General features: G+C 63.3%; 21 protein-coding genes. 9 read left to right on the top strand and 12 right to left on the bottom strand.

The features are described from left to right. Positions 1 to 3: 3 nt before the first annotated feature. From rlmH to GPT34_RS02485, 6 genes are all read right to left on the bottom strand, one after another. The gene (gene rlmH, locus GPT34_RS02510) at positions 4 to 471 is read right to left on the bottom strand and encodes a 23S rRNA (pseudouridine(1915)-N(3))-methyltransferase RlmH (RefSeq protein ID WP_291009359.1); all 468 of its coding nucleotides are present in this window, start codon (positions 469 to 471) and stop codon (positions 4 to 6) included. Then, complete coding sequence (gene rsfS / locus GPT34_RS02505) at positions 468 to 1,220, bottom strand: ribosome silencing factor (protein ID WP_291009357.1); 753 nt, start codon at positions 1,218 to 1,220, stop codon at positions 468 to 470. The genes rlmH and rsfS overlap by 4 nt, the downstream gene beginning before the upstream one ends. Beyond that, positions 1,217 to 1,870 (bottom strand): nicotinate (nicotinamide) nucleotide adenylyltransferase, encoded by a 654-nt coding sequence (gene nadD / locus GPT34_RS02500; RefSeq protein WP_291009355.1) that lies wholly within the window; start codon positions 1,868 to 1,870, stop codon positions 1,217 to 1,219. The genes rsfS and nadD overlap by 4 nt, the downstream gene beginning before the upstream one ends. Further along, a complete protein-coding gene (gene hemF / locus GPT34_RS02495; protein ID WP_291009353.1) occupies positions 1,867 to 2,784 on the bottom strand; it encodes an oxygen-dependent coproporphyrinogen oxidase in 918 nt (305 codons plus the stop codon). The genes nadD and hemF overlap by 4 nt, the downstream gene beginning before the upstream one ends. 48 nt (positions 2,785 to 2,832) lie before the next feature. After that, on the bottom strand, positions 2,833 to 4,110 hold the full coding sequence (purD, locus tag GPT34_RS02490; protein ID WP_291009351.1) for a phosphoribosylamine--glycine ligase: 1,278 nt from the start codon (positions 4,108 to 4,110) through the stop codon (positions 2,833 to 2,835). A 142-nt stretch (positions 4,111 to 4,252) separates the two neighbouring features. Continuing rightward, entirely contained in the window at positions 4,253 to 4,972 is a 720-nt protein-coding gene (locus GPT34_RS02485) for a YebC/PmpR family DNA-binding transcriptional regulator (protein ID WP_291009349.1), read from the bottom strand. A gap of 87 nt (positions 4,973 to 5,059) precedes the next feature. On the opposite strand from GPT34_RS02485, the gene GPT34_RS02480 reads away from it, so the two are divergent. Together GPT34_RS02480 and GPT34_RS02475 are read left to right on the top strand one after the other, a co-directional pair. After that, on the top strand, positions 5,060 to 6,601 hold the full coding sequence (locus tag GPT34_RS02480) for a DUF853 domain-containing protein (RefSeq protein WP_291009347.1): 1,542 nt from the start codon (positions 5,060 to 5,062) through the stop codon (positions 6,599 to 6,601). A 14-nt stretch (positions 6,602 to 6,615) separates the two neighbouring features. Further along, positions 6,616 to 7,107: a DUF1499 domain-containing protein gene (locus tag GPT34_RS02475; RefSeq protein WP_291009345.1), complete on the top strand. Its 492-nt coding sequence runs from the start codon at positions 6,616 to 6,618 to the stop codon at positions 7,105 to 7,107. Positions 7,108 to 7,198: 91 nt separating this feature from the next. Here the strand turns inward: GPT34_RS02475 and clpA are convergent, their stop codons facing one another. From clpA to icd, 3 genes are all read right to left on the bottom strand, one after another. Further along, positions 7,199 to 9,541 (bottom strand): ATP-dependent Clp protease ATP-binding subunit ClpA, encoded by a 2,343-nt coding sequence (clpA, locus tag GPT34_RS02470; RefSeq protein WP_291009343.1) that lies wholly within the window; start codon positions 9,539 to 9,541, stop codon positions 7,199 to 7,201. A 92-nt stretch (positions 9,542 to 9,633) separates the two neighbouring features. Then, entirely contained in the window at positions 9,634 to 9,990 is a 357-nt protein-coding gene (gene clpS / locus GPT34_RS02465) for an ATP-dependent Clp protease adapter ClpS (RefSeq protein ID WP_291009341.1), read from the bottom strand. A 217-nt stretch (positions 9,991 to 10,207) separates the two neighbouring features. Then, positions 10,208 to 11,461, bottom strand: coding sequence for an NADP-dependent isocitrate dehydrogenase (icd, locus tag GPT34_RS02460; protein ID WP_291009339.1), 1,254 nt, complete (start codon positions 11,459 to 11,461; stop codon positions 10,208 to 10,210). A gap of 106 nt (positions 11,462 to 11,567) precedes the next feature. On the opposite strand from icd, the gene GPT34_RS02455 reads away from it, so the two are divergent. Continuing rightward, on the top strand, positions 11,568 to 12,017 hold the full coding sequence (locus tag GPT34_RS02455; protein WP_291009337.1) for a DUF192 domain-containing protein: 450 nt from the start codon (positions 11,568 to 11,570) through the stop codon (positions 12,015 to 12,017). Between the two features lie 55 nt (positions 12,018 to 12,072). Here GPT34_RS02455 and GPT34_RS02450 read toward each other — a convergent pair whose 3' ends face one another. The 3 genes from GPT34_RS02450 to xseA form a co-directional block, all read right to left on the bottom strand. Then, on the bottom strand, positions 12,073 to 14,310 hold the full coding sequence (locus tag GPT34_RS02450) for an NADP-dependent isocitrate dehydrogenase (protein ID WP_291009335.1): 2,238 nt from the start codon (positions 14,308 to 14,310) through the stop codon (positions 12,073 to 12,075). A gap of 235 nt (positions 14,311 to 14,545) precedes the next feature. Next, the gene (locus tag GPT34_RS02445; protein ID WP_291009333.1) at positions 14,546 to 15,127 is read right to left on the bottom strand and encodes a Fe-Mn family superoxide dismutase; all 582 of its coding nucleotides are present in this window, start codon (positions 15,125 to 15,127) and stop codon (positions 14,546 to 14,548) included. Positions 15,128 to 15,250: 123 nt separating this feature from the next. Beyond that, positions 15,251 to 16,477, bottom strand: a complete 1,227-nt coding sequence (gene xseA, locus GPT34_RS02440; protein WP_363356086.1) for an exodeoxyribonuclease VII large subunit — start codon at positions 16,475 to 16,477, stop codon at positions 15,251 to 15,253. Between the two features lie 393 nt (positions 16,478 to 16,870). On the opposite strand from xseA, the gene GPT34_RS02435 reads away from it, so the two are divergent. The 6 genes from GPT34_RS02435 to adk all read left to right on the top strand — a co-directional run bounded on the left by GPT34_RS02435 (position 16,871) and on the right by adk (position 20,973). Beyond that, positions 16,871 to 17,512 (top strand): MotA/TolQ/ExbB proton channel family protein, encoded by a 642-nt coding sequence (locus tag GPT34_RS02435; RefSeq protein WP_291009329.1) that lies wholly within the window; start codon positions 16,871 to 16,873, stop codon positions 17,510 to 17,512. Between the two features lie 33 nt (positions 17,513 to 17,545). Next, on the top strand, positions 17,546 to 17,983 hold the full coding sequence (locus GPT34_RS02430) for a biopolymer transporter ExbD (protein ID WP_291009327.1): 438 nt from the start codon (positions 17,546 to 17,548) through the stop codon (positions 17,981 to 17,983). Between the two features lie 13 nt (positions 17,984 to 17,996). Further along, positions 17,997 to 19,091 (top strand): tetraacyldisaccharide 4'-kinase, encoded by a 1,095-nt coding sequence (gene lpxK / locus GPT34_RS02425; RefSeq protein WP_291009325.1) that lies wholly within the window; start codon positions 17,997 to 17,999, stop codon positions 19,089 to 19,091. Positions 19,092 to 19,116: 25 nt separating this feature from the next. Beyond that, the gene (locus GPT34_RS02420) at positions 19,117 to 19,320 is read left to right on the top strand and encodes a Trm112 family protein (RefSeq protein WP_291009323.1); all 204 of its coding nucleotides are present in this window, start codon (positions 19,117 to 19,119) and stop codon (positions 19,318 to 19,320) included. A gap of 58 nt (positions 19,321 to 19,378) precedes the next feature. Further along, positions 19,379 to 20,161 carry a 3-deoxy-manno-octulosonate cytidylyltransferase gene (gene kdsB / locus GPT34_RS02415; RefSeq protein ID WP_291009524.1) on the top strand — a complete coding sequence of 261 codons (783 nt, stop codon included), beginning with the start codon at positions 19,379 to 19,381 and terminating at the stop codon, positions 20,159 to 20,161. Positions 20,162 to 20,316: 155 nt separating this feature from the next. Next, positions 20,317 to 20,973: an adenylate kinase gene (gene adk, locus GPT34_RS02410; RefSeq protein ID WP_291009321.1), complete on the top strand. Its 657-nt coding sequence runs from the start codon at positions 20,317 to 20,319 to the stop codon at positions 20,971 to 20,973. Positions 20,974 to 21,005 lie beyond the last annotated feature (32 nt).

The raw sequence follows: 21,005 nt of genomic DNA, 5'->3' as shown, positions 1-21,005 counted from the left end.
GCCTCACTCCCGGTGATAAGGGTGCCCGGCGTTGATCGACCAGGCGCGGTAGAGCTGTTCGATCAGCAGTACCCGGGCCAGCGCGTGCGGCAAGGTCAGGTCGGACAAGCGGATGCGCTGGTGCGCGGCCGCGCGAAACGCGGGTTCCAGGCCATCGGGGCCGCCGATCACGAGCGCGACATCGATTGCTTCCAGCTGCCAGCCACGCAGTTGCTCGGCCAGCGCCTGCGTGGTGAGAGCCGTGCCGCGCTCGTCGAGCACCACCACGCGACACCCCCGGGGCAACACTGCCTGAATGCGATCGCGCTCGGCCGACAGCAGTGTTTCGAGCGTTTTGGAGCCGCGGGTTTCGGTCTTTACGGTCTTGATATCGACCCGAAGTTCGGGCGGAAATCGTTTGGCGTAATCGTCGTAGGCACTCTGAGCCCAGTCGGGCATGCGCTGCCCGACCGCGACGATCAGCAGCTTCATGCCTTTTTGCGGGCGGGCGACTTGACGGCCGAGGTTTTCCTGGCGCCCGGCTTCGCGCTGGTCTTGGCACCGGGCTTCGCCGCCTTGGCCTTGATCACGACCGTTTTCACAGCCGCTTTGGGAGTGGACTTCACTGGCGCCTTGGTCGCTGTCTTGGCTGTTGTCTTGGCGGGGGCCTTGCGCACCGCCGCCTTGCCTGCTGCCGACTTGACCGGTGCCGCTTTCCTAGCGGGTGCCTTCTGGGCTGCCACGGCGGTGGCCTTGGCCTGCTGGCGAACCACCGTTTTGGCGGGTACCGGTGCCGCAGACGCCGGGCTGCCCTTCTTGGCAGCGGCTTTCTTTTTTGCCACCGGCTTGGTGGCCGACTGCACAGGCTTGGGCGCGCCGTGCTTCATGCGCACCGGCTTGCCACCCCAGATTTCTTCCAGGCGGTAGTACTGCCGGATCACTGGCTGCATCACATGAGCCACGGCAGCGCCACAGTCCACGATGATCCATTCGCCGTTGTCTTCGCCCTCGATGCGGGGCTTGTCAAAGCCCGCCTCGCGCACCGCATCACGAACGCTGGCGGCCAGCGCCTTGGTCTGGCGGTTCGAGGTGCCACTGGCGATGATGACCCGCTCAAAGAGGGGCGAAAGGGATTCGGTGTCGAACACCACAATGTCTTGCCCTTTGACATCCTCAAGACCATCAATGATGGCCCGCTGGAGTTTCTGGACGTCTTTTTTGGCGGTGGTTTCGCTGCTCATGTAGGGTCTTGATAGAGGTGATGTTGCTCAATATAGCTTGCGACGGGCTCGGGCACCAGAACGTCGAGCGGCCCGTGGCGGCTCGCGGGCTGCCCAATCCGGGCACGCACCGCCGTGGCGCTGATATTTTTGAGCGGCATGGACAGCCGTTCGAATGGCAGGCGCACGCCAGACAGGTCCATTTCCTGCATCTGATCCAGCGGAGCGTCGGCGCCGATGTGGGTGGCGCGGTTGGCCACGGCCAGCGTGGCCTTTCCCAGCACGTCTTCCCATCGCACCCAGCGCTCGAAGGCCAGCAGCTGGTCGGCGCCGAGCACCAGGTACAACGTGGCACCGGGGTACTGGGCAGCGAGCTCACTCAGGGTGTCGGCGGTGTAGCTTGGGCCTGCGCGGTGCATCTCGCGAGTGTCGATCTGGGTCCTGGGCAGGTCGCCAAAGGCCAGGCGGCACATCTCAACGCGGTGTTCGGCGGGCGACAGCACCCGCGCCTTGTGCCAGGCCTGGCCGGTCGGCATGATGTGCAGCACGTCCAGATGCAGTTGCGCCAAGGCCACCTCGGCCAGCGACCGATGGGCCCAATGCGGCGGGTCGAAGGCGCCGCCAAACATGCCCACCCGCCGCACCGTTGAGCCCGCAGGCGAATCGCTCATTCGAGCCAGTCCTTGCGCACCAGAAATTCTTTGTAGAGACGCTCTTCGGGTGTGCCGGGCTGACTTTGTCGCTGATACGACCAGCTCACCAGCGGCGGCATGGACAGCAGGATGGACTCGCTGCGCCCGCCCGACTGCAGGCCAAAATGGGTGCCGCGATCCCACACGAGGTTGAATTCGACGTAGCGGCCGCGGCGATAGAGCTGGAAGTCTCGCTCCCGCTCGCCGTAAGGCATGCGCTGGCGGCGGTCGACGATGGGCAGGTAGGCATCAAGAAAAGCATCGCCCACCGAGCGCATCATGGCGAAGTTGCCGTCGAAGCCGAACTCGGCGAAGTCGTCGTAAAACACGCCCCCGATGCCGCGCTGCTCGTCCCGGTGCTTGAGGTAGAAATACTCGTCGCACCAGCGCTTGAAGCGCGGGTACTTGTCGACACCAAACGGGTCCAGAGCCGACTTGCAGGTGCGGTGAAAATGCACCGCATCTTCTTCCTGGCCGTAATAAGGCGTGAGGTCCATGCCACCGCCAAACCAGCACACCGCAGGACTGTTGACCGGCTTGGCCGCGATCATGCGAACGTTCATGTGCACCGTGGGCACATGCGGGTTGCGCGGATGGAACACCAGCGAGACCCCCATGGCTTCGAACGGTGCACCCGATAGCTCGGGTCGGTGCTGCGTGGCCGAGGGCGGCAGGTGCGGACCGGTCACGTGCGAAAAGCCAACACCCGCCCGCTCGAACACCGGACCACCTTCCAGGATCTGGGTGATGCCGTTGCCTTGCAGCATTTCGCCAGCCGGTTTTTTCCAGCGATCGACCACGAACTGGCCACCGTCGACCACCGCGACGGTGGAGGTGATGCGGTCCTGGAGACCGATGAGGTATTGGCGAACCTGCCGGGTAGAAGCGCTCATGGTGGATCGAAAAAAGTTGTGCCGGGGCGGTGGATCGCAGTACCGACGTCAGAGCGCACGATAGCCGATGTCGCGGCGGTACTGAGCGCCGTCGAAACGAATGCCTTCCAAGGCAGCATAGGCTTGCGTGCGGGCACCTGCCACGTTACTGGCCAGCGCGGTCACGCAAAGCACCCGGCCGCCTGAGACCACCACCTGGCCACTGGCGTCTTGCGCGGTGCCGGCGTGGAACACCATGGTGTCGCTCGCGTCGGGCGGCAGACCGGTGATCACGTCGCCCTTGCGCGGCTGCAGCGGATAGCCCGCTGCAGCCATCACTACGCCCAGCGCCACGCGCTGGTCCCATTGCAGTTGGACCTGATCCAGCTCGGAGCGCGTGGCCGCCAGCAACACCTGGGCAAGGTCACTCTGCAAGCGCATCAGGATGGGCTGGGTCTCGGGGTCGCCCATGCGGGCGTTGAATTCCAGCGTTTTCACTCTGCCGTCCGGTGTGATCATGAGGCCGGCATAGAGGAAGCCGGTGAATGGCATACCGTCAGCCGCCATGCCGCGCAACGTGGGCAGGATCACCTCGTCCATGGCCCGGTTGTGCACCGCGGGCGTGACCACCGGCGCGGGGGAGTAGGCGCCCATGCCACCGGTGTTGGGGCCCTGGTCCGCGTCCAGCAGGCGCTTGTGGTCCTGGCTGGTGGCCAGCGGCAAGGCGTTCACGCCATCGCAGAGCACGATGAAGCTGGCCTCTTCGCCTTCCAGAAACTCTTCAATGACAACCCTCGCACCGCCCGCGTTGTGGGCCACGCCCAGGGCGTTGTCCACCAGCATGAAGTCAATCGCGGCGTGGGCCTCTTCCAGCGTCATCGCCACCACCACGCCCTTGCCAGCGGCCAGCCCGTCGGCCTTGACCACGATGGGTGCACCCTGGCCGTCCACATACGCATGGGCCTGCGCCGGGTCGGTGAAGGCCTGGTAGGCCGCGGTGGGGATGCGGTGACGCTGCATGAAGGCCTTGGAGAACGCCTTGGAACTCTCCAGCTGCGCGGCCGCCTGGGTCGGGCCGAAAATCGCCAGCCCATGGGTCCGGAACTCGTCGACCACGCCGTCAGCCAGCGGCGCTTCAGGGCCGACCACCGTCAGGCCCACGCCATTGGCCTGTGCCCACTCGCGCAACGCCACCTTGTCGGTGACGGCCAGATTGACCAGCTGCACATCCCGCGCCGTGCCAGCGTTGCCCGGCGCCACAAACACCTGGCTCACCCCGGCTGACTGCTTGAGCTTCCAGGCTAGCGCATGTTCACGACCGCCACCACCTATGACCAATACTTTCAAATCAAACTCCAAATCCAAAACTCAAACGGCATCCGACGGAAGGGCCTTGATCCAGAACGTCGCCGATCCGGCTCTGCCGGTCGGCCAGCGTTGCCCCCTTCCAGGGGGAGACGCGCGAAGCGCGGCGCGGGGGTGAGCAAATCTAAAGATTTGCGTTGTGAAAGATTTCCTGAACATCGTCCAGGTCTTCCAGCACGTCGAGCAGCTTTTGCATGCGCTCGGCGTCCTCTCCCGCCAAGTCGATCGTGTTCTCCGGGCGCATCGTCACCTCGGCCACCTCGGGCTTGAGCCCGGCGGCCTCCAGCGCTTCTCGCACCTTCTCCAGATCAGGCGCAGCGCTCAACACCTCGATGGCCCCTTCGTCGTCGGTGATCACGTCCTCGGCCCCGGCTTCCAGGGCCACTTCCATCACCTGATCTTCCGAGGTGCCGGGTGCAAAAACGATCTGACCACAATGTTTGAACTGGAAGGACACCGAGCCTTCGGTGCCCAGGTTGCCACCGTGTTTGCTGAACGCATGGCGCACCTCAGCCACGGTGCGCACTTTGTTGTCCGTCATGGTGTCGATGATGATGGCCGCGCCGCCAATACCGTAGCCCTCGTAGCGAATCTCCTCCAGCGCCTGGCCTTCAAGGTTGCCCGAGGCCTTGTCGACGTTGTACTTGATGCGGTCGGCTGGCATGTTGGCTGCCTTGGCCTTTTCGATCGCCAGCCGCAGGCGCGGGTTCATGGTGGGGTCGCCACCGCCAGCGCGAGCTGCCACCGTGATCTCACGGATCACCCGCGTCCAGATCTTTCCGCGTTTCTCGTCCTGACGGCCCTTGCGGTGTTGAATATTGGCCCATTTGCTGTGTCCAGCCACGCGTGCATCCTTTGTTCTGACCAGAGTTTGGTGTAATCGGGTCAATTTTACGTTCACCCCCTACCCTGCACCCGAAGGATGCCCGCCATGGCCGAACCCCTGCTGATTGCCCAGAACAAGACCACCCAGTGCCACCTGATGCCTGGCCTGGCCAACCGCCACGGGCTGGTCACCGGCGCCACCGGGACCGGCAAGACGGTTACCCTGCAGACGCTGGCCGAGCAGTTCTCCAATATCGGCGTGCCGGTGTTCATGGCAGACGTCAAAGGCGACCTCACCGGCATCAGCCAGACGGGTAGCTTTGGCGAAAAAATCAGCGCCATCCTGAAAGACCGTGGCATCCCGCTACCCGCGCCGCAGGCTTGCCCCACCACGCTGTGGGACGTATTCGGCAAACAGGGTCACCCGGTGCGCGCCACCGTGAGCGACATGGGACCCCTGTTGCTCGCGCGCATGCTCGACCTGAATGACACCCAGGCTGGCGTGCTCAACCTGGTGTTCAAAATCGCCGATGACAACGGCTTGCTGCTGCTGGACATGAAAGACCTGCGGGCCATGCTGCAGCACCTGGGCGACAACGCCAAGCAGTTCACCACTGAATACGGCAACATCAGCGCGGCGAGCGTGGGCGCCATTCAGCGCGGCCTGATGCAGATCGAGCAACAGGGTGGCGACCAGTTTTTTGGCGAGCCCATGCTCAGTATCCAGGATTTCATGCAGACCGTGGGGGGCAAGGGTGTGATCAACATCCTGGCAGCTGACCAGCTGATGAACGCTCCCCGGCTTTACGCGACCTTTCTGCTTTGGATGCTCTCCGAGCTGTTCGAACAGCTGCCCGAGATCGGCGACCCGGAGAAGCCCAAGCTGGTGTTCTTCTTCGACGAGGCCCACCTGCTGTTCAACGATGCACCCAAGGTATTGATCGAGCGCATCGAGCTGGTGGTGCGGCTGGTGCGTTCCAAGGGTGTGGGCGTGTATTTCGTGACGCAGAACCCGCTGGACATTCCAGACAGCGTGCTGGGCCAGCTCGGCAACCGGGTGCAACACGCCTTGCGCGCCTTCACGCCGCGCGACCAGAAAGCGGTAAAGGCCACCGCCGAGACCATGCGGCCCAAGGCCGGGCTGGACATCGAAGCGGCCATCACCGAGCTGGCAGTGGGTGAAGCACTGGTCAGCTTTCTGGACCCCAAAGGTCGCCCCACCGAAACCGAGCGCGTATTTGTCCTGCCGCCTGGCAGCCAGCTCGGCCCCATCACCCCTCAGCAGCGTCAGGCCTTGCTGCAAGGCTCGCTGGTCGCTGGTGTGTACGAAAAAACCGTGGACCGCGAAAGCGCCTATGAGATATTCAAAGCCCGCGCTGACGAACGCGCGGCCGAAGCCCCGGCTGCGTCCGACGCGCCCAAGAAGCCCCGCATCCCTGGTGCCACTGCGTCGGAAGCCGCCAAAGACGCCGGCGGCATGGGCGGCATGATCAACGAAGCCCTGTTTGGCCGCACCGGGCCGCGCGGCGGTCAGTACGACGGCTTGGTCCAGACCATGGCCAAGACGGCGGCGCGCAGCGTTGCCAGTGGACTGGGGCGCCAGCTGGTGCGCGGCATCCTCGGTGGCTTGCTGGGCGGCAAGCGCTGAACCGGACACCCTCTATGTTTTACAAATTAGCGCTGCTGCTCATCGTCGGTCTGCCCCTGCTATTGCTGGGCGCGGGCCAGTACGGCATGTTGCAAGGTCAGGCGCCGCAGGACCTGGGCGTGACGGATGGCCGACTCAAACTACCCTCCCTTAGCCGCAATAGCGTGAGCAGCCAGGCCTCGCTCTACCCCGACCATCCGCAGCGTGTGCATGCGCAAATCGAACCGCTGCCGCTGAAGGCCAGCGGCGCGCCGGCTTCCATCTCAGCCCTGGCCCGTGTGCTCAGCCAGCTGCAGGGTGTGACTGTCGTCGAGCAGCGCTCCGACTACCTGCGCGCAGAAGCCCAGACCCGGTGGCTGAAGTTTGTGGACGATCTGGAGTTCTGGATCGACCCGGCGCGCGGCGTGATCGAGCTGCGCAGCGCCAGCCGGATGGGCCAGGAAGACCTGGGTGCCAACCGCGCGCGCATTGAGGCCATCCGTACCGCCTACCTGGCAGCGCCCTGACCAACGCCGCTGAACGGCACTTCGGCCCCCCAGGCCAGCGGCAAGAAAAAAGCCCGGGAGTTGCCGGGCTTTTTCTAGGTGACGGACGCGATCAGTCCGCGGCCGCCGGTTCTTCGGTCGGCTTGGAGCGGCCTTCCTTCTTGGGCAGCGGCTGGATGTCGAGCTGGACGTCGGTGGTCTCCACGCCCTTGTCGTCCTTCTTGACCTCGATGTCCACCGTGAGGCGGCCGCCATCGGTCAGGCGCCCGAACAGCAACTCGTCGGCCAGCGCGCGGCGGATCGTGTCCTGGATCAGGCGCTGCATCGGGCGCGCGCCCATGAGCGGGTCGAACCCCTTCTTGGCCAGATGCTTGCGCAGCGCGTCGGTGAAGGTGACCTCCACTTTCTTCTCGGCCAGCTGGCCTTCGAGCTGAAGCAGGAACTTATCGACCACGCGCAGGATGATGTTTTCGTCCAGCGCCTTGAAACTGACCATGGCGTCCAGCCTGTTGCGGAACTCGGGTGTGAACAGGCGCTTGATGTCGGCCATCTCGTCGCCCGACTCGCGCGGGTTGGTAAAGCCAATGGTCGCCTTGTTCATGGTCTCGGCGCCCGCGTTCGTCGTCATGATGACGATGACGTTGCGGAAGTCGGCCTTGCGCCCGTTGTTGTCGGTCAGCGTGCCGTGGTCCATGACCTGCAGCAGCACGTTAAAGATGTCCGGATGCGCCTTCTCGATTTCGTCGAGCAGCAGCACACAATGCGGCTTCTTGGTGACCGCTTCAGTCAGCAGACCACCCTGGTCGAAGCCTACATAGCCCGGGGGCGCACCGATCAGGCGGCTCACCGCGTGGCGCTCCATGTACTCCGACATATCGAAGCGGATCAGGTCGATACCCATGATGTAGGCCAGCTGCTTGGCAGCTTCGGTCTTGCCCACGCCCGTAGGGCCGCTGAACAGGAAAGCGCCGATCGGCTTGTCGGCCCGGCCGAGACCGGAGCGCGCCATCTTCACGCTGGCAGCCAGCACCTCAAGGGCCTTGTCCTGTCCGAACACCACGCTCTTGAGATCGCGCTCCAGCGTCTGCAGCTTGCCGCGGTCGTCGTTGGACACATTGGCCGGCGGAATACGTGCGATTTTGGCGACGATTTCCTCGACCTCGGTCTTGCTGATGGTTTTCTTGCGCTTGGACACCGGCAGGATGCGCTGGGCGGCACCTGCCTCGTCGATCACGTCGATGGCCTTGTCGGGCAGGTGACGGTCGTTGATGTACTTGGCGCTCAGCTCGGCCGCGGCCTGCAGTGCCGCCACGGCGTACTTAACGCCATGGTGCTCTTCAAAGCGCGATTTCAGGCCTTTGAGAATGTCCACCGTTTCCTGCACAGTGGGCTCGACCACATCAACCTTCTGGAAGCGGCGGCTCAGCGCCGCGTCCTTTTCAAAGATACCGCGGTATTCGGTGAAGGTGGTGGCGCCAATGCACTTGAGCTGGCCGCTGGAGAGCGCCGGCTTGAGCAGGTTGGACGCGTCCAGCGTACCGCCAGAAGCCGCGCCAGCACCGATCAGGGTGTGGATCTCATCAATGAACAACACCGCATTGGGCTTGTCCTTGAGCGACTTGAGCACACCTTTGAGGCGCTGTTCAAAATCGCCGCGGTACTTGGTGCCGGCGAGCAGCGCGCCCATATCCAGCGAATACACATTGGAGTCGGCCAGGATTTCGGGTACGTCGCCCTGGGTGATGCGCCAGGCCAGGCCTTCGGCGATCGCCGTTTTGCCCACACCCGCTTCGCCCACCAGCAGCGGGTTGTTTTTGCGGCGGCGGCAAAGGATCTGGATCACCCGCTCGACCTCGTACTCTCGGCCGATCAGCGGATCGATCTTGCCGTCTTTGGCCATCTGGTTGAGGTTCTGGGTGAACTGCTCCAGCGGCGAAGCCTTTTCGTTGGACTTGCCCTCAGCGCCCTGCTCTTCGTTCTCGGATGCGCTCTCGGGCTTGGAGGCCTCAGGCGGATCGCTCTTGCGGATCCCGTGGGCGATGAAGTTCACCACGTCCAGTCGCGTCACGCCCTGCTGATGCAGGTAATACACGGCGTGCGAGTCTTTCTCGCCAAAGATCGCCACCAGCACGTTGGCGCCGGTGACTTCTTTCTTCCCGTTGCCGGTGGACTGCACATGCATGATGGCGCGCTGGATCACACGCTGGAAACCCAGCGTCGGCTGGGTGTCCACCTCATCGGTCCCTGCCACCTGCGGCGTGTTGTCCTTGATGAAGTTGGTGAGCGACTTGCGCAAGTCGTCGACGTTGGCCGAGCAGGCGCGCAGCACCTCGGCGGCGCTGGGGTTGTCAAGCAGCGCGAGCAACAGGTGCTCTACGGTGATGAATTCGTGTCGCTGTTGCCGGGCCTCGACAAAGGCCATATGCAAGCTGACTTCAAGTTCCTGGGCAATCATGGACACTTCCTTTGGGCTGGGTGTGAGAGCTGAAGCTGGACCACGGGGTCTAGGTTACGGGCAAGAGTCCATCAAGTGGGGCATTTTTTGTTTTATTCAACCGGTTCACTCAAGCACTGCAACGGGTGACCAGCATGGCGGGCCGCCTGGGTGACCTGATCCACCTTGGTCGTGGCCACGTCTCGGCTGTAGACGCCGCAGATGCCTTTGCCCTCTAGGTGGATCTTGAGCATTATCTGTGTCGCTGTCTCGCGGTCCTTGCTGAAATACTCCTGGATCACATGCACGACGAACTCCATCGGCGTGAAATCGTCGTTGAGCAGGACCACCTGGAACATCTGCGGCGGCTTGACGCGCTGAGTGCGCCGCTCGAGGACGACCGCATCATCGTTGCCGATGCTGGGAGGAGCCACCGGCTGGTCGGGCTTTTTGGGAATCTGTGACGCCATGAAAACGATTCTAGCGGTCCGCTCGCTTCCTCGCCCGAGCATGGACATCTGCTCGCCGCGTTGGTCACGCCCGCGGACTGGGCAACCCAGGGGGTGCAAAGGCGATTCATGACCCATTGTGGCGCGTCCTCCCAAAAGAAAACCGCCAAGGAGACCGGCTTCCTGGCGGCTTATTCACGTTTTCCGCACTCGGCCCTGGCCGGCGGCGGGAGCAGCATCACATGTTTTCAATCATCACCTGGCCAAAACCGGAGCAGCTGACTTGGGTGGCGCCGTCCATCAGGCGGGCGAAGTCGTAAGTGACCTTCTTGGAAAGAATGGCTTTCTCGAGCGAACTGATGATGAGGTCGGCCGCTTCGGTCCAGCCCATGTGGCGCAGCATCATCTCGGCCGAGAGGATTTCCGAGCCGGGATTCACATAATCTTTGCCTGCGTACTTCGGCGCCGTGCCGTGCGTGGCTTCAAAACAGGCCACGTTGTCGGACAGGTTGGCCCCTGGGGCGATGCCGATGCCACCCACCTGCGCTGCCAGGGCGTCGGAGATGTAATCGCCATTGAGGTTCAGCGTGGCCACCACCGAGTACTCGGCAGGGCGCAACAGGATCTGCTGCAGGAAGGCGTCTGCGATGCTGTCCTTGACGGTAATTTCCTTGTCAGTCTTGGGGTTCTTGAACTTGCACCAGGGGCCGCCGTCGATCAGCTCGGCGCCGAACTCCTTCTGCGCCAAAGCGTAGGCCCAGTCGCGGAAGCCACCTTCCGTGTACTTCATGATGTTGCCCTTGTGCACGATGGTCACACTGGGCTTGTTGTTATCGATCGCGTACTGGATCGCCTTGCGCACCAGGCGCTCGGTGCCCTCGCGGCTGACTGGCTTGATACCGATGCCAGAGGTGTTGGGGAAACGGATCTTGGTGACCCCCATCTCGTCTTGCAGGAATTTGATGAGCTTCTTGGCCTTGTCGGACTCGGCTTCATACTCGATGCCGGCGTAGATGTCTTCCGAGTTTTCGCGGAAGATCACCATGTTGGTCTTTTCCGGCTCTTTCACTGGCGAAGGCACGCCCTTGAAGTACTGCACCGGGCGCAAGCAAACATACAGGTCGAGCTCCTGGCGCAACGCGACGTTGAGCGAGCGGATGCCACCACCGACCGGCGTCGTCAGCGGGCCCTTGATCGACACCACAAACTCGCGCAACGCATCCAACGTTTCTTCGGGCAGCCAGACGTCCGGGCCATAGACCTGGGTCGACTTTTCGCCAGCGTACACCTCCATCCAGTGGATCTTCTTTTTGCCACCATAGGCCTTGGCCACGGCCGCATCAACCACTTTGAGCATCACCGGGGTGATGTCCAGCCCGGTGCCGTCGCCCTCGATGTACGGCACGATGGGGTGATCAGGCACGTTGAGCGACATGTCGGCGTTGACGGTGATCTTGTGACCTTCAGCGGGCACTTTGATGTGCTGGTACATGGAATGGAGTCTCCGGGTTCGATACGATGGGCAAACTTCGGCCAGTGAACTCAGCATTCGAAAATGGATCACAGGCTCAACTGATTCTAGTCCTGCCCATCCGATCATGAAACGCATCCGCCCTGCCCTCGCTGCCCTGCTCGTCGCCTTTGCCGGGCTTGCTGCAGCACAGGATCTGGCCCAGACCAACTTGCCGCGTGCGAAACTCTCGGCCGGCATGCACCTGATCGATGCTCAGGTAGCGAGCACCCCGCAACAGCGGCAGATCGGCCTGATGCACCGGGCAGAGATGCCGGTTCGGGAGGGCATGCTGTTCGTGTTTGACGCACCAGCCGTGCAATGCTTCTGGATGAAAAACACGCTGTTGCCGCTGACCGCCGCCTTTGTGGCAGACGACGGCCGCATTGTGAACCTGGCCGACATGAAACCTCAGACCACCGACTCGCACTGCTCGAGCGAGCCAGTGCGTTACGTTCTGGAGATGAACCAGGGCTGGTTCGCCAAGCGCGGTATCACCGCAGGTAGCCGCATTGGTGGCCTCAACAAACGACCATAAAAAAGGCGGCGAGCTCTGCGCACGCCGCCCTTTCTGCGCCCACGCGCGTTGAGCGTCAGGCGTTGGCGCCGGCCAGGGCCGCGTTCAGGGTCTTGCTAGGGCGCATCACGGCATCGAGCTTTTGCACATCAGGCTGGTAGTAACCACCAATGTCCACCGCCTGCCCTTGCACCGCGGCCAGTTCAGCCACGATGGCTTGCTCGTTGTCGGTCAGGCGCTTGGCCAGCGGTGCGAACTGTTTGGCGAGAGCCGGATCATCGGTCTGCGCCGCCAGCGCCTGCGCCCAGAACATGGCCAGGTAGAACTGGCTGCCCCGGTTGTCGAGCTGGCCCGTCTTGGGCGAAGGGTTCTTGTTGTGGTCCAGCAGCTGGCCCGTGGCCGAGTCCAGGGTGCGCGCCAGAATCCTGGCCTTGGCATTGCCCGTCTTCAGCCCCAGGTCCTCCAGCGATGCGGCCAGCGCCAGGAACTCCCCGAGCGAATCCCATCGCAGGTGGTTTTCCTCCACCAGCTGCAGCACATGCTTGGGCGCTGAGCCCCCCGCGCCCGTTTCGTACATGCCGCCACCCGCCATCAGCGGCACGATGGAGAGCATCTTGGCGCTGGTGCCCAGCTCCATGATGGGAAACAGGTCGGTAAGGTAGTCGCGCAAGATGTTGCCGGTGGCGCTGATAGTGTCCAGACCCCGCACCACGCGCTCCAGCGTGTAGCGCATCGCGCGCACCTGGCTCATGATCTGGATGTCCAGGCCGGCCGTGTTGTGCTCGTGCAGGTACATCTTCACCTTGGTGATCAGCTGCGCCTCGTGCGGACGGTAAGCGTCGAGCCAGAACACCACCGGCATGCCCGAGTTGCGTGCGCGGCTCACGGCCAGCTTCACCCAGTCGCGAATGGCCGCATCTTTTACCTGACACATACGCCAGATGTCGCCCTGCTCGACATCCTGGCTCAGCAACACTTCGCCCGTGGCCAAGTCGGTGATGTTGGCGGTGCCGGCTTCCGGTATCTCGAACGTCTTGTCGTGTGAGCCGTACTCTTCGGCCTGCTGGGCCATCAGGCCAACGTTCGGCACCGTACCCATGGTCTTGGGATCAAACGCACCGTGCCACTTGCAGAAATTGATCATCTCCTGGTAAATACGGGCAAAGGTCGACTCCGGCATCACGGCCTTCACGTCCTTGAGTCGGCCGTCGGCCCCCCACATCTTGCCGCCATTGCGGATCATGGCGGGCATGGAGGCGTCCACGATCACGTCATTCGGTGAATGGAAGTTGGTGATGCCTTTGGCTGAGTCGACCATGGCCAGCTCGGGGCGACCTTCATGGCAGGCGTGCAGATCGGCAGTGACCTCTTCGCGCTGCGACTGGGGCAGCGTGGCGAGCTTGTCATAAAGGTTGACCATGCCGTTGTTGACGTTCACACCCAGCTGGTCGAAAAGCTTGGCGTGCTTCTCGAACGCATCCTTGTAAAAGATGCGCACACAGTGGCCGAACACGATGGGGTGCGACACCTTCATCATCGTGGCCTTGACGTGCAGCGAGAACATCACGCCTGTCTTGTACGCGTCCTGGATTTCCTTCTCGTAGAAGTCGAGCAAGGCCTTCTTGCTCATGTACATGCTGTCGATGACTTCACGGTCCTGCAGCGCCACTTTGTCTTTGAGCACGATGGTTTTGCCGCCCTTGGTGATCAGCTCCATCTTGACGTCGCGCGCCTTGTCCAGCGTCATGGATTTCTCGCCATGGTAGAAGTCTCCGCGGTGCATATGGGAGACATGGGTGCGCGAGGCCTGACTCCAGTCGGCCATGGAATGGGGGTTCTTGCGGACGTATTCCTTGACCGCGCGTGGTGCGCGCCGGTCGGAGTTGCCCTCGCGCAGCACAGGATTGACCGCGCTGCCCGTGCATTTGGCGTAGCGTGCACGGATGGACTTCTCCTCCTCCGTCTTTGGCGACTCGGGGTAGTCGGGCAAAGCGTAGCCCTTGGCCTGCAGCTCTTTGATCGCGCTGACCAGCTGCGACACGGAGGCGCTGATGTTGGGTAGCTTGATGATGTTTGCCTGGGGCTTGAGCGTGAGCTGGCCGAGCGCGGCCAGGTTGTCAGGCACACGCTGTTCCTCGGTCAGGCACTCCGGAAAAGCCGCGAGCACCCGCGCTGCGACGGAAATGTCGCTGGTCTCGACGTTGATGCCGACGGGCTGGGTAAACGCCTGAATAATGGGCAGGAACGCGTGCGTGGCCAGCAGGGGCGCCTCGTCGGTCAGCGTGTAGATGATGGTGGGTTGCTGGGCGCTCATGTCTTTGGCTCCGTGAATCGTTGTGGGAATCCCGCTGATCGAGGGCGTCGTCAGCCGAATGTCGTAATCGTCCGCAATTTTGCTTTCAACGCTCTGACCTGGGCTTCATTTATTGAAGCCAGATCTCACATTGAGAAAATCAAAAGCTGGAAATGCCTAGCATCTTCCAATGACACCAAAAAAAAAGGGCCCGAGGCAAAGCCTTCGGACCCTGGGCGATCACGCCGGACCGCGATCAGGCGAAATTGGCTTCGGCAAACGACCAGTTGACCAGCTTGTCCAGGTAGGTCTCGACAAACTTGGGACGCGCGTTGCGGTAGTCGATGTAATAGGCGTGTTCCCAGACGTCAACCGTCAGCAAAGCCTTGTCGCCAGTGGTCAGCGGGGTGCCAGCAGCGCCCATGTTCACGATGTCCACCGAACCGTCGGCCTTCTTCACCAGCCAAGTCCAGCCCGAACCAAAGTTGCCGACCGCGCTTTTCACAAACGCCTCTTTGAAGGCAGCGTAGCTACCCCACTTGGCGTTGATGGCCGCAGCCAACGCGCCAGAAGGCTCACCGCCGCCGTTGGGCTTCATGCAGTTCCAGAAAAAGGTGTGATTCCAGATCTGAGCCGCGTTGTTGTACACACCGCCGCTGGACTTCTTGACGATGGACTCGAGGTCCATGTTCTCGAACTCGGTGCCTTTTTGAAGGTTGTTGAGGTTGACCACATAGGCGTTGTGGTGCTTGCCGTGATGAAACTCCAGCGTTTCCTTGGAGTAGTGAGGCGCAAGCGCGTCAATGGCGAAAGGCAGGGCTGGCAGGGTGTGTTCCATGGTGTTTCCTCTTGGGGGTCGAATCGTGAATCGGACGGGACGTTGGCGGATGCGGCCGCTGGTCCACTCAAGCTTTCATTGTAGGCACGGTCGGCAACGGTACCGCGACTGGGGTCTCTGCGCTCATCGGTCCACCGTGAGCCCGAGCTCGCCATCGCTCAGCCTTGCCCGAATCGCCTGTCCTGGCCGGGTCTGTGCGGTGTAGGTGATGGCAACGCCGGCTGCATCGGTCAGGTAGGCGTAGCCGCGCTCCAGTACCAGCTGGGGGTCGAGCAGCGCCAGCGCAGAGGCCTGGCGCTGCAAGCGGTCTTCCTGATGCCGCACGGCCCGTTGCAAGGCCGGCGATAAGGCGAGCGCCAGCGACTGCACCCGGTTGCGTTGCGCCTGGGCCGCCAACAACAAGCCGCTCTGCAGGCGGTGCTGCAGACGGGCCAGCTCGTGGCGGCTGTCGTGCAGCCGGGTCGACGGCCGGCCCAGGCGCTGGGCGATCCGATCGAGCCGCTGCGCGCCAAGGTCGAGTTCGGCATGCGCGGCATCCGACAATCCCACCTGCAAATGCTCCAGCTCGCCCAGCCGCTGTTCGCGAGACGGTGCACACAGCTCGGCGGCGGCGGTGGGCGTGGGCGCCCTCAGGTCAGCGGCGAAATCGGCGAGGGTGAAATCAGTCTCATGACCCACGCCACAGACCACCGGCATCGGCGAGCGCACCACCGCGCGCACCACGGCCGGGTCGTTGAACGACCAAAGGTCCTCCAGCGAGCCGCCGCCGCGCACCAGCAACAACACGTCGCAAGGACCGCCTGACGTGAAGTGCCGGCCAGCGGCCGTTATCGCAGCATCAATCTGGGCGGGCGCCTGCTGCCCCTGCACCAAGGCAGGATAAATCACCACCGGCAGATGTGGTACGCGCCGGCGCAAGGCCGTGACCACGTCGCGTAGCGCCGCGGCGCCCAGCGAAGTCACCACCGCGATGCCGCGCGGCTGGGCCGGCAAGGAGCGCTTACGCGCCGGGTCGAACAGACCCTCGGCTTCGAGCTCGGCCTTGAGCCGCAGAAACTGCTCGAACAACGCGCCCTGCCCGGCTGGCTTGAGCCGGTCAACGATGAGTTGCAGGTCGCCGCGCGGGCCATAGACGTCGAGCTTGCCCAGCGCCTCCACCAGCTGGCCATCCTGGGGGGAAAAGCTCAGCTGGTCAGCGGCACGGCGAAACAGGGCACAGCGCACCTGACCGCTGTCGTCCTTGAGCGAAAAATAACAGTGGCCACTGGCTGCGCGCGAAAAGCCAGAGAGTTCGCCGCGCACCGTGACCGGGTTGAATCGGGCGGCCAACGTGTCGGCTACCGCTCGCATCAGCGGGCCAACCGCCCACACCCGCCCCACGCCATGCGGCTGAGCACCACCGAAGCCCTCAGCCACGGGCGTCTCCAAGCGGAATGTGTCCACAAGCCGCATCGTCGCTGGGGTTTCGTGGACGAAGCCCCGCGGCTACGTCAGCTCGCGGCCAAGCCCTTGATTTCACAGCGTTTTGCAGTGCTCGTTTTGTCATCGATCTATCGAAATGCAGCGCTTGCGCGGGATTGAGCGGGGGCACACCTGGGTTCTTCACAAAGTTATCCACAGATTCTGTGAATACGCTGAGGCAGGCGGCTCGGCTTCAGGGCCTTGGCTCAGGGACCGTGCCCGCCAGCTCGTGCGCCATAATCGAGGGCGTAGCAACTTGGCTGTTTTGCCTGGAGCCCTGTTTTGTTTTCCATCATACAAGCGGCCGGCTGGCCGATCTGGCCCCTGATTGCCTGCTCTGTCATTGGTCTGGCCTTGATCATTGAGCGTTTCATCAGCCTGAAGACCGCGAAGATCATTCCTCCAAAACTGCTGGACGAGGCCATCATGGTCTCGCGCAATGGCGTGCCCAGCCCCGACGTGGTCAAGCAGTTGGAGCAAAACTCGACCCTGGGTGGCGTGCTGGCCAGCGGTTTTCGGGCGCTCAATGCCAATCCGCGGGCCAGCGAGGAAGACCTGCGAGCCAGCCTGGAAAGCGCGGGTCGGCAGGCAGCGGCCCAGTTGCAGCGCTACTTGGGGGCGCTTGCCACCATTGCCTCGGCAGCTCCGTTGCTGGGCCTGCTGGGCACAGTCATCGGCATGATTGAAATTTTCGGCTCCCAGGGCGGTAACGGCGGTATGGGCACCGTGCCAGGCGGCGGCAACCCCGAGCAGTTGGCGCATGGCATCTCTATCGCGCTTTACAACACCGCGTTTGGTCTGATTGTGGCGATTCCGGCGCTGATCTTCTGGCGCTATTTCCGCGGGCGAGTGGATGGCTACCTGCTCACCATGGAAATCTCCGCCGACCGCTTCGCGCGCCACCTGCATCATCTGCGCAAGTGAGCCCGGTATCCCTCTGCTGAATCTGCACTGCGCATGAACTTCCGACCCGGCACCCGCGACGAGCCCGAGATCAATCTGATCCCGTTCATCGACATCCTGCTGGTGGTGCTGATTTTCCTCATGCTCACCACCACTTACAGCAAGTTCACCGAACTCAAGGTAAATCTGCCAGTGGCCGACGCCGAGGCGCAGCGGCAGAACCCAAAAGAAATCATCGTTGCGGTGGGTAGCGACGGCCGCTATTCCATCAACAAGTCGGTGCTGGATGGCGGCAGCGTGGAGCAGCTCACCCGCGCCTTGTCGGTGGCCACGCAGGACACGCGAGACGTGGTCGTGATCATCAGCGCCGACGCCGCGGCCACCCACCAGTCGGTCATCAACGTCATGGACGCTTCGCGCCGCGCCGGCTTGGTGCAGATCACCTTCGCCACCCAGCAGGCGGGTGCCGGCGGCGCCCGCGCCAGGCCCTGACCCCTGAGGCCGCATGAACCTGCGGCCCGACGATCGCCAAGCCCGACGCGAGGCCCGCTGGCAGGCGCTGGCGCAGCACAAGACCCTGGCCGCGAGCCTGCTTTGGCCGCTTTCCCTGATTCACGCCATGCTGGGCCGCTTGCGGCGGCTGGCGTTTGCCCTGGGTTGGTTCCAGATCCACAGAATGCCGGTGCCGGTGATCGTGGTGGGCAATGTGGTGGTGGGGGGGGCTGGCAAAACGCCGACCGTCGTTGCGCTGGTGAAACACCTGCAGTCACATGGTTGGCACCCAGGTGTTGTGTCCCGCGGCTACGGTCGACAGACGGAGCAGCTGCAGCAGGTGGACGCCACCACCCCGGCCAGCGCCGTGGGCGATGAGCCCGCCCTGATCCATCAGTCCACCGGCGCACCGGTCTGTGTCGCCCCCCGCCGGGTCGACGCCGCCCGCGCCCTGTTGGAGCGCCACCCTGACATCGATGTGCTGCTGTGCGACGACGGCCTGCAACATCTGGCCTTGGGACGCGATCTGTCGATCGCGGTGTTTGACGAGCGTGGCATAGGCAATGGCTGGCAACTGCCCGCGGGCCTGCTGCGCGAGCCCTGGCCGCCCGCGCCCGGCCACCCTGCACCGCCCGATCTGGTCCTGCTGCAAAGGCGTGAGGAGGCGCTGCCAATCACGCTGCCGATGGGCGATGTGCCTCAATTTCTCGCCGCCCGACGGCTGGCCGATTCCGCGAGCAACCTCGCTGGTCAGACACAGCCTCTGTCCACGCTGCAGGGGCAAGCCCTTTGCGCGGTGGCTGGCATCGCCCGACCCGATGCCTTCTTCACCATGCTGCGCGCGCGCGGCTTGACGCTTGCCCGCACCGTGCCCCTGCCCGACCATGCCGCCAGCGATGCATACGCCGGCCTGCTGGCAAGCCCGGAACACCCGCTGATCTGCACCGAAAAAGACGCCGTCAAGCTTGATGCCCTGCTGGGCGATGCGTCGACCAAGCGACAGCAGGTCTGGGTGGTGTCCCTGGAACTGCACCCTGAACCTGGCTTCTTCGATGCGGTGGACATGGCCTTGGCGCATGTTCAGCGAAGGCCGGCCGCCGCACGTTGACGGCCACCCGCACTATCATTCAGCCATGGACACCAAACTGCTCGAACTGCTGGTCTGCCCAGTCACCAAGGGCCCCTTGATTTACCTGCGTGACCAGCAGGAGCTGCTGTCGCGCAGCGCCCGCCTCGCCTATCCGGTGCGTGATGGCATTCCCATCCTGCTGGAGCACGAAGCCCGCCCCATCACCGACGAAGAGGCCGAGCGCCCGCCCGCGCCCCGCGCGGCATGAGCGTTGCCGGACAGGTCACCCAGCGCTTGCACCGCAGAGAAGAGGATTTTTCGTGAGCGTGGCACATGCAGCTGCCAGTGCCGGCTTCATCGTCCTGATCCCGGCGCGTTTGGCATCGACCCGGTTGCCCAACAAGCCGCTGGCGGACATTGCCGGCATGCCCATGGTGGTGCGCGTAGCGCTGCGGGCGAGGCAAAGTGGCGCACAGCAGTGTGTGGTGGCTGCCGACGACAAGACCATCCTGCAGGTCTGCAGCGAGCACGGCATTGACGCGGTGCTAACCCGCCAAGATCACGCCTCGGGCAGCGACCGGCTCGCCGAGGCCTGCGACCGGCTGGGTCTGGCCGATGAGACTGTGGTGGTGAATGTGCAGGGCGACGAACCGTTGATCGAGCCGTTGCTGATCACCGCGGTGGCCGACCTGCTGCGCTCGCGTCCAGACTGTGTCATGAGCACCGCTGCCCACGCGCTAGACCGACTGGAAGATTTTCTCAATCCGAACGTGGTGAAGGTGGTACTCGACCGGGCGCAAACGGCGCTGTATTTTAGCCGTGCACCGATCGCCTGGTGGCGTGACGGCATGGCCGAAGGCTCACCGCCGCGGCTGCCGGCCCCTGCGCCGCTACGCCATATCGGCCTGTACGCATACAGAGCCGGTTTTCTGAGGCGATTTCCCAAACTGGAGCCCTCGCCGCTGGAACTCACTGAATCGCTGGAGCAGTTGCGCGTGCTCTGGCACGGCGAGCGCATTGCGGTGCACATCAGCGCGCAGGCGCCGGGCCCGGGGGTCGACACGGCCGAGGACCTGGCCCGCGTGCGGGCAATATTCCACCCTACCTGACCGGGCAGTTTCCAGCTTGTGGCCAGGGGGTTCGGCTGTAAGCGGGCGTCAGGAACCTGCGTGCTATCCTCGACCGCGATCCCGCCGGGTCCTCCTGGCGAACCGGCTGCTCGAGACAAGCAGCCGTGGCACGAAACCTCGAACAAAGGACAGTGATGCGATTGATTCTGTTGGGTGCACCAGGAGCTGGAAAAGGCACCCAGGCCACCTTCATTTGCCAGAAATACGGCATTCCCCAGATCTCCACCGGCGACATGCTGCGCGCGGCGGTCAAGGCCGGCACACCGCTGGGTCTGCAGGCCAAGAGCGTGATGGAGTCTGGGGGCCTGGTGAGCGACGACCTGATCATCAACCTGGTGAAAGAGCGCATTACCCAGGCTGATTGCGCCAACGGTTTTCTCTTTGACGGGTTCCCGCGCACCATCCCGCAGGCCGATGCTATGAAGGCCGCCGGTGTGAAGCTGGACTACGTGCTGGAGATCGATGTGCCGTTTGATGCCATCATCGAACGCATGAGCGGCCGCCGCTCACACCCGGCCTCTGGCCGCACTTACCACGTTAAATTCAATCCGCCGAAGGTGGAAGGCAAAGACGACGAGACTGGTGAACCGCTGATCCAGCGCGCCGACGACCAGGAAGAAACCGTCAAGAAGCGCTTGGAGGTGTACAACGCCCAGACGCGACCCCTGGTGGACTACTACAGCAGCTGGGCCCAAGCCGAGCCAGATGCTGCACCGAAGTATCGCGCCATCAGCGGCACCGGTTCGGTGGATGACATCACCGTACGCGCTTTTGAAGCCTTGTCCAGCTGATCGGGCTTGACGCTCATCTGAAACGAAACAGC

Source organism: Hydrogenophaga sp. (assembly GCF_011390835.1).
Taxonomy (GTDB): domain Bacteria; phylum Pseudomonadota; class Gammaproteobacteria; order Burkholderiales; family Burkholderiaceae_C; genus Hydrogenophaga.
Note: the sequence above shows the minus strand (reverse complement) of the source record. Positions and strands in the feature narration are given on the sequence as shown.

What these genes read in the sequence shown, in the direction of transcription:
- rlmH (WP_291009359.1), bottom strand. Translation starts at nt 471, where the DNA reads ATGAAGCTGCTGATCGTCGCGGTCGGGCAGCGCATGCCCGACTGGGCT.
- rsfS (WP_291009357.1), bottom strand. Translation starts at nt 1,220, where the DNA reads ATGAGCAGCGAAACCACCGCCAAAAAAGACGTCCAGAAACTCCAGCGG.
- nadD (WP_291009355.1), bottom strand. Translation starts at nt 1,870, where the DNA reads ATGAGCGATTCGCCTGCGGGCTCAACGGTGCGGCGGGTGGGCATGTTT.
- hemF (WP_291009353.1), bottom strand. Translation starts at nt 2,784, where the DNA reads ATGAGCGCTTCTACCCGGCAGGTTCGCCAATACCTCATCGGTCTCCAG.
- GPT34_RS02480 (WP_291009347.1), top strand. Translation starts at nt 5,060, where the DNA reads ATGGCCGAACCCCTGCTGATTGCCCAGAACAAGACCACCCAGTGCCAC.
- GPT34_RS02475 (WP_291009345.1), top strand. Translation starts at nt 6,616, where the DNA reads ATGTTTTACAAATTAGCGCTGCTGCTCATCGTCGGTCTGCCCCTGCTA.
- clpA (WP_291009343.1), bottom strand. Translation starts at nt 9,541, where the DNA reads ATGATTGCCCAGGAACTTGAAGTCAGCTTGCATATGGCCTTTGTCGAG.
- clpS (WP_291009341.1), bottom strand. Translation starts at nt 9,990, where the DNA reads ATGGCGTCACAGATTCCCAAAAAGCCCGACCAGCCGGTGGCTCCTCCC.
- icd (WP_291009339.1), bottom strand. Translation starts at nt 11,461, where the DNA reads ATGTACCAGCACATCAAAGTGCCCGCTGAAGGTCACAAGATCACCGTC.
- GPT34_RS02455 (WP_291009337.1), top strand. Translation starts at nt 11,568, where the DNA reads ATGAAACGCATCCGCCCTGCCCTCGCTGCCCTGCTCGTCGCCTTTGCC.
- GPT34_RS02450 (WP_291009335.1), bottom strand. Translation starts at nt 14,310, where the DNA reads ATGAGCGCCCAGCAACCCACCATCATCTACACGCTGACCGACGAGGCG.
- GPT34_RS02445 (WP_291009333.1), bottom strand. Translation starts at nt 15,127, where the DNA reads ATGGAACACACCCTGCCAGCCCTGCCTTTCGCCATTGACGCGCTTGCG.
- xseA (WP_363356086.1), bottom strand. Translation starts at nt 16,477, where the DNA reads ATGCGAGCGGTAGCCGACACGTTGGCCGCCCGATTCAACCCGGTCACG.
- GPT34_RS02430 (WP_291009327.1), top strand. Translation starts at nt 17,546, where the DNA reads ATGAACTTCCGACCCGGCACCCGCGACGAGCCCGAGATCAATCTGATC.
- lpxK (WP_291009325.1), top strand. Translation starts at nt 17,997, where the DNA reads ATGAACCTGCGGCCCGACGATCGCCAAGCCCGACGCGAGGCCCGCTGG.
- GPT34_RS02420 (WP_291009323.1), top strand. Translation starts at nt 19,117, where the DNA reads ATGGACACCAAACTGCTCGAACTGCTGGTCTGCCCAGTCACCAAGGGC.
- adk (WP_291009321.1), top strand. Translation starts at nt 20,317, where the DNA reads ATGCGATTGATTCTGTTGGGTGCACCAGGAGCTGGAAAAGGCACCCAG.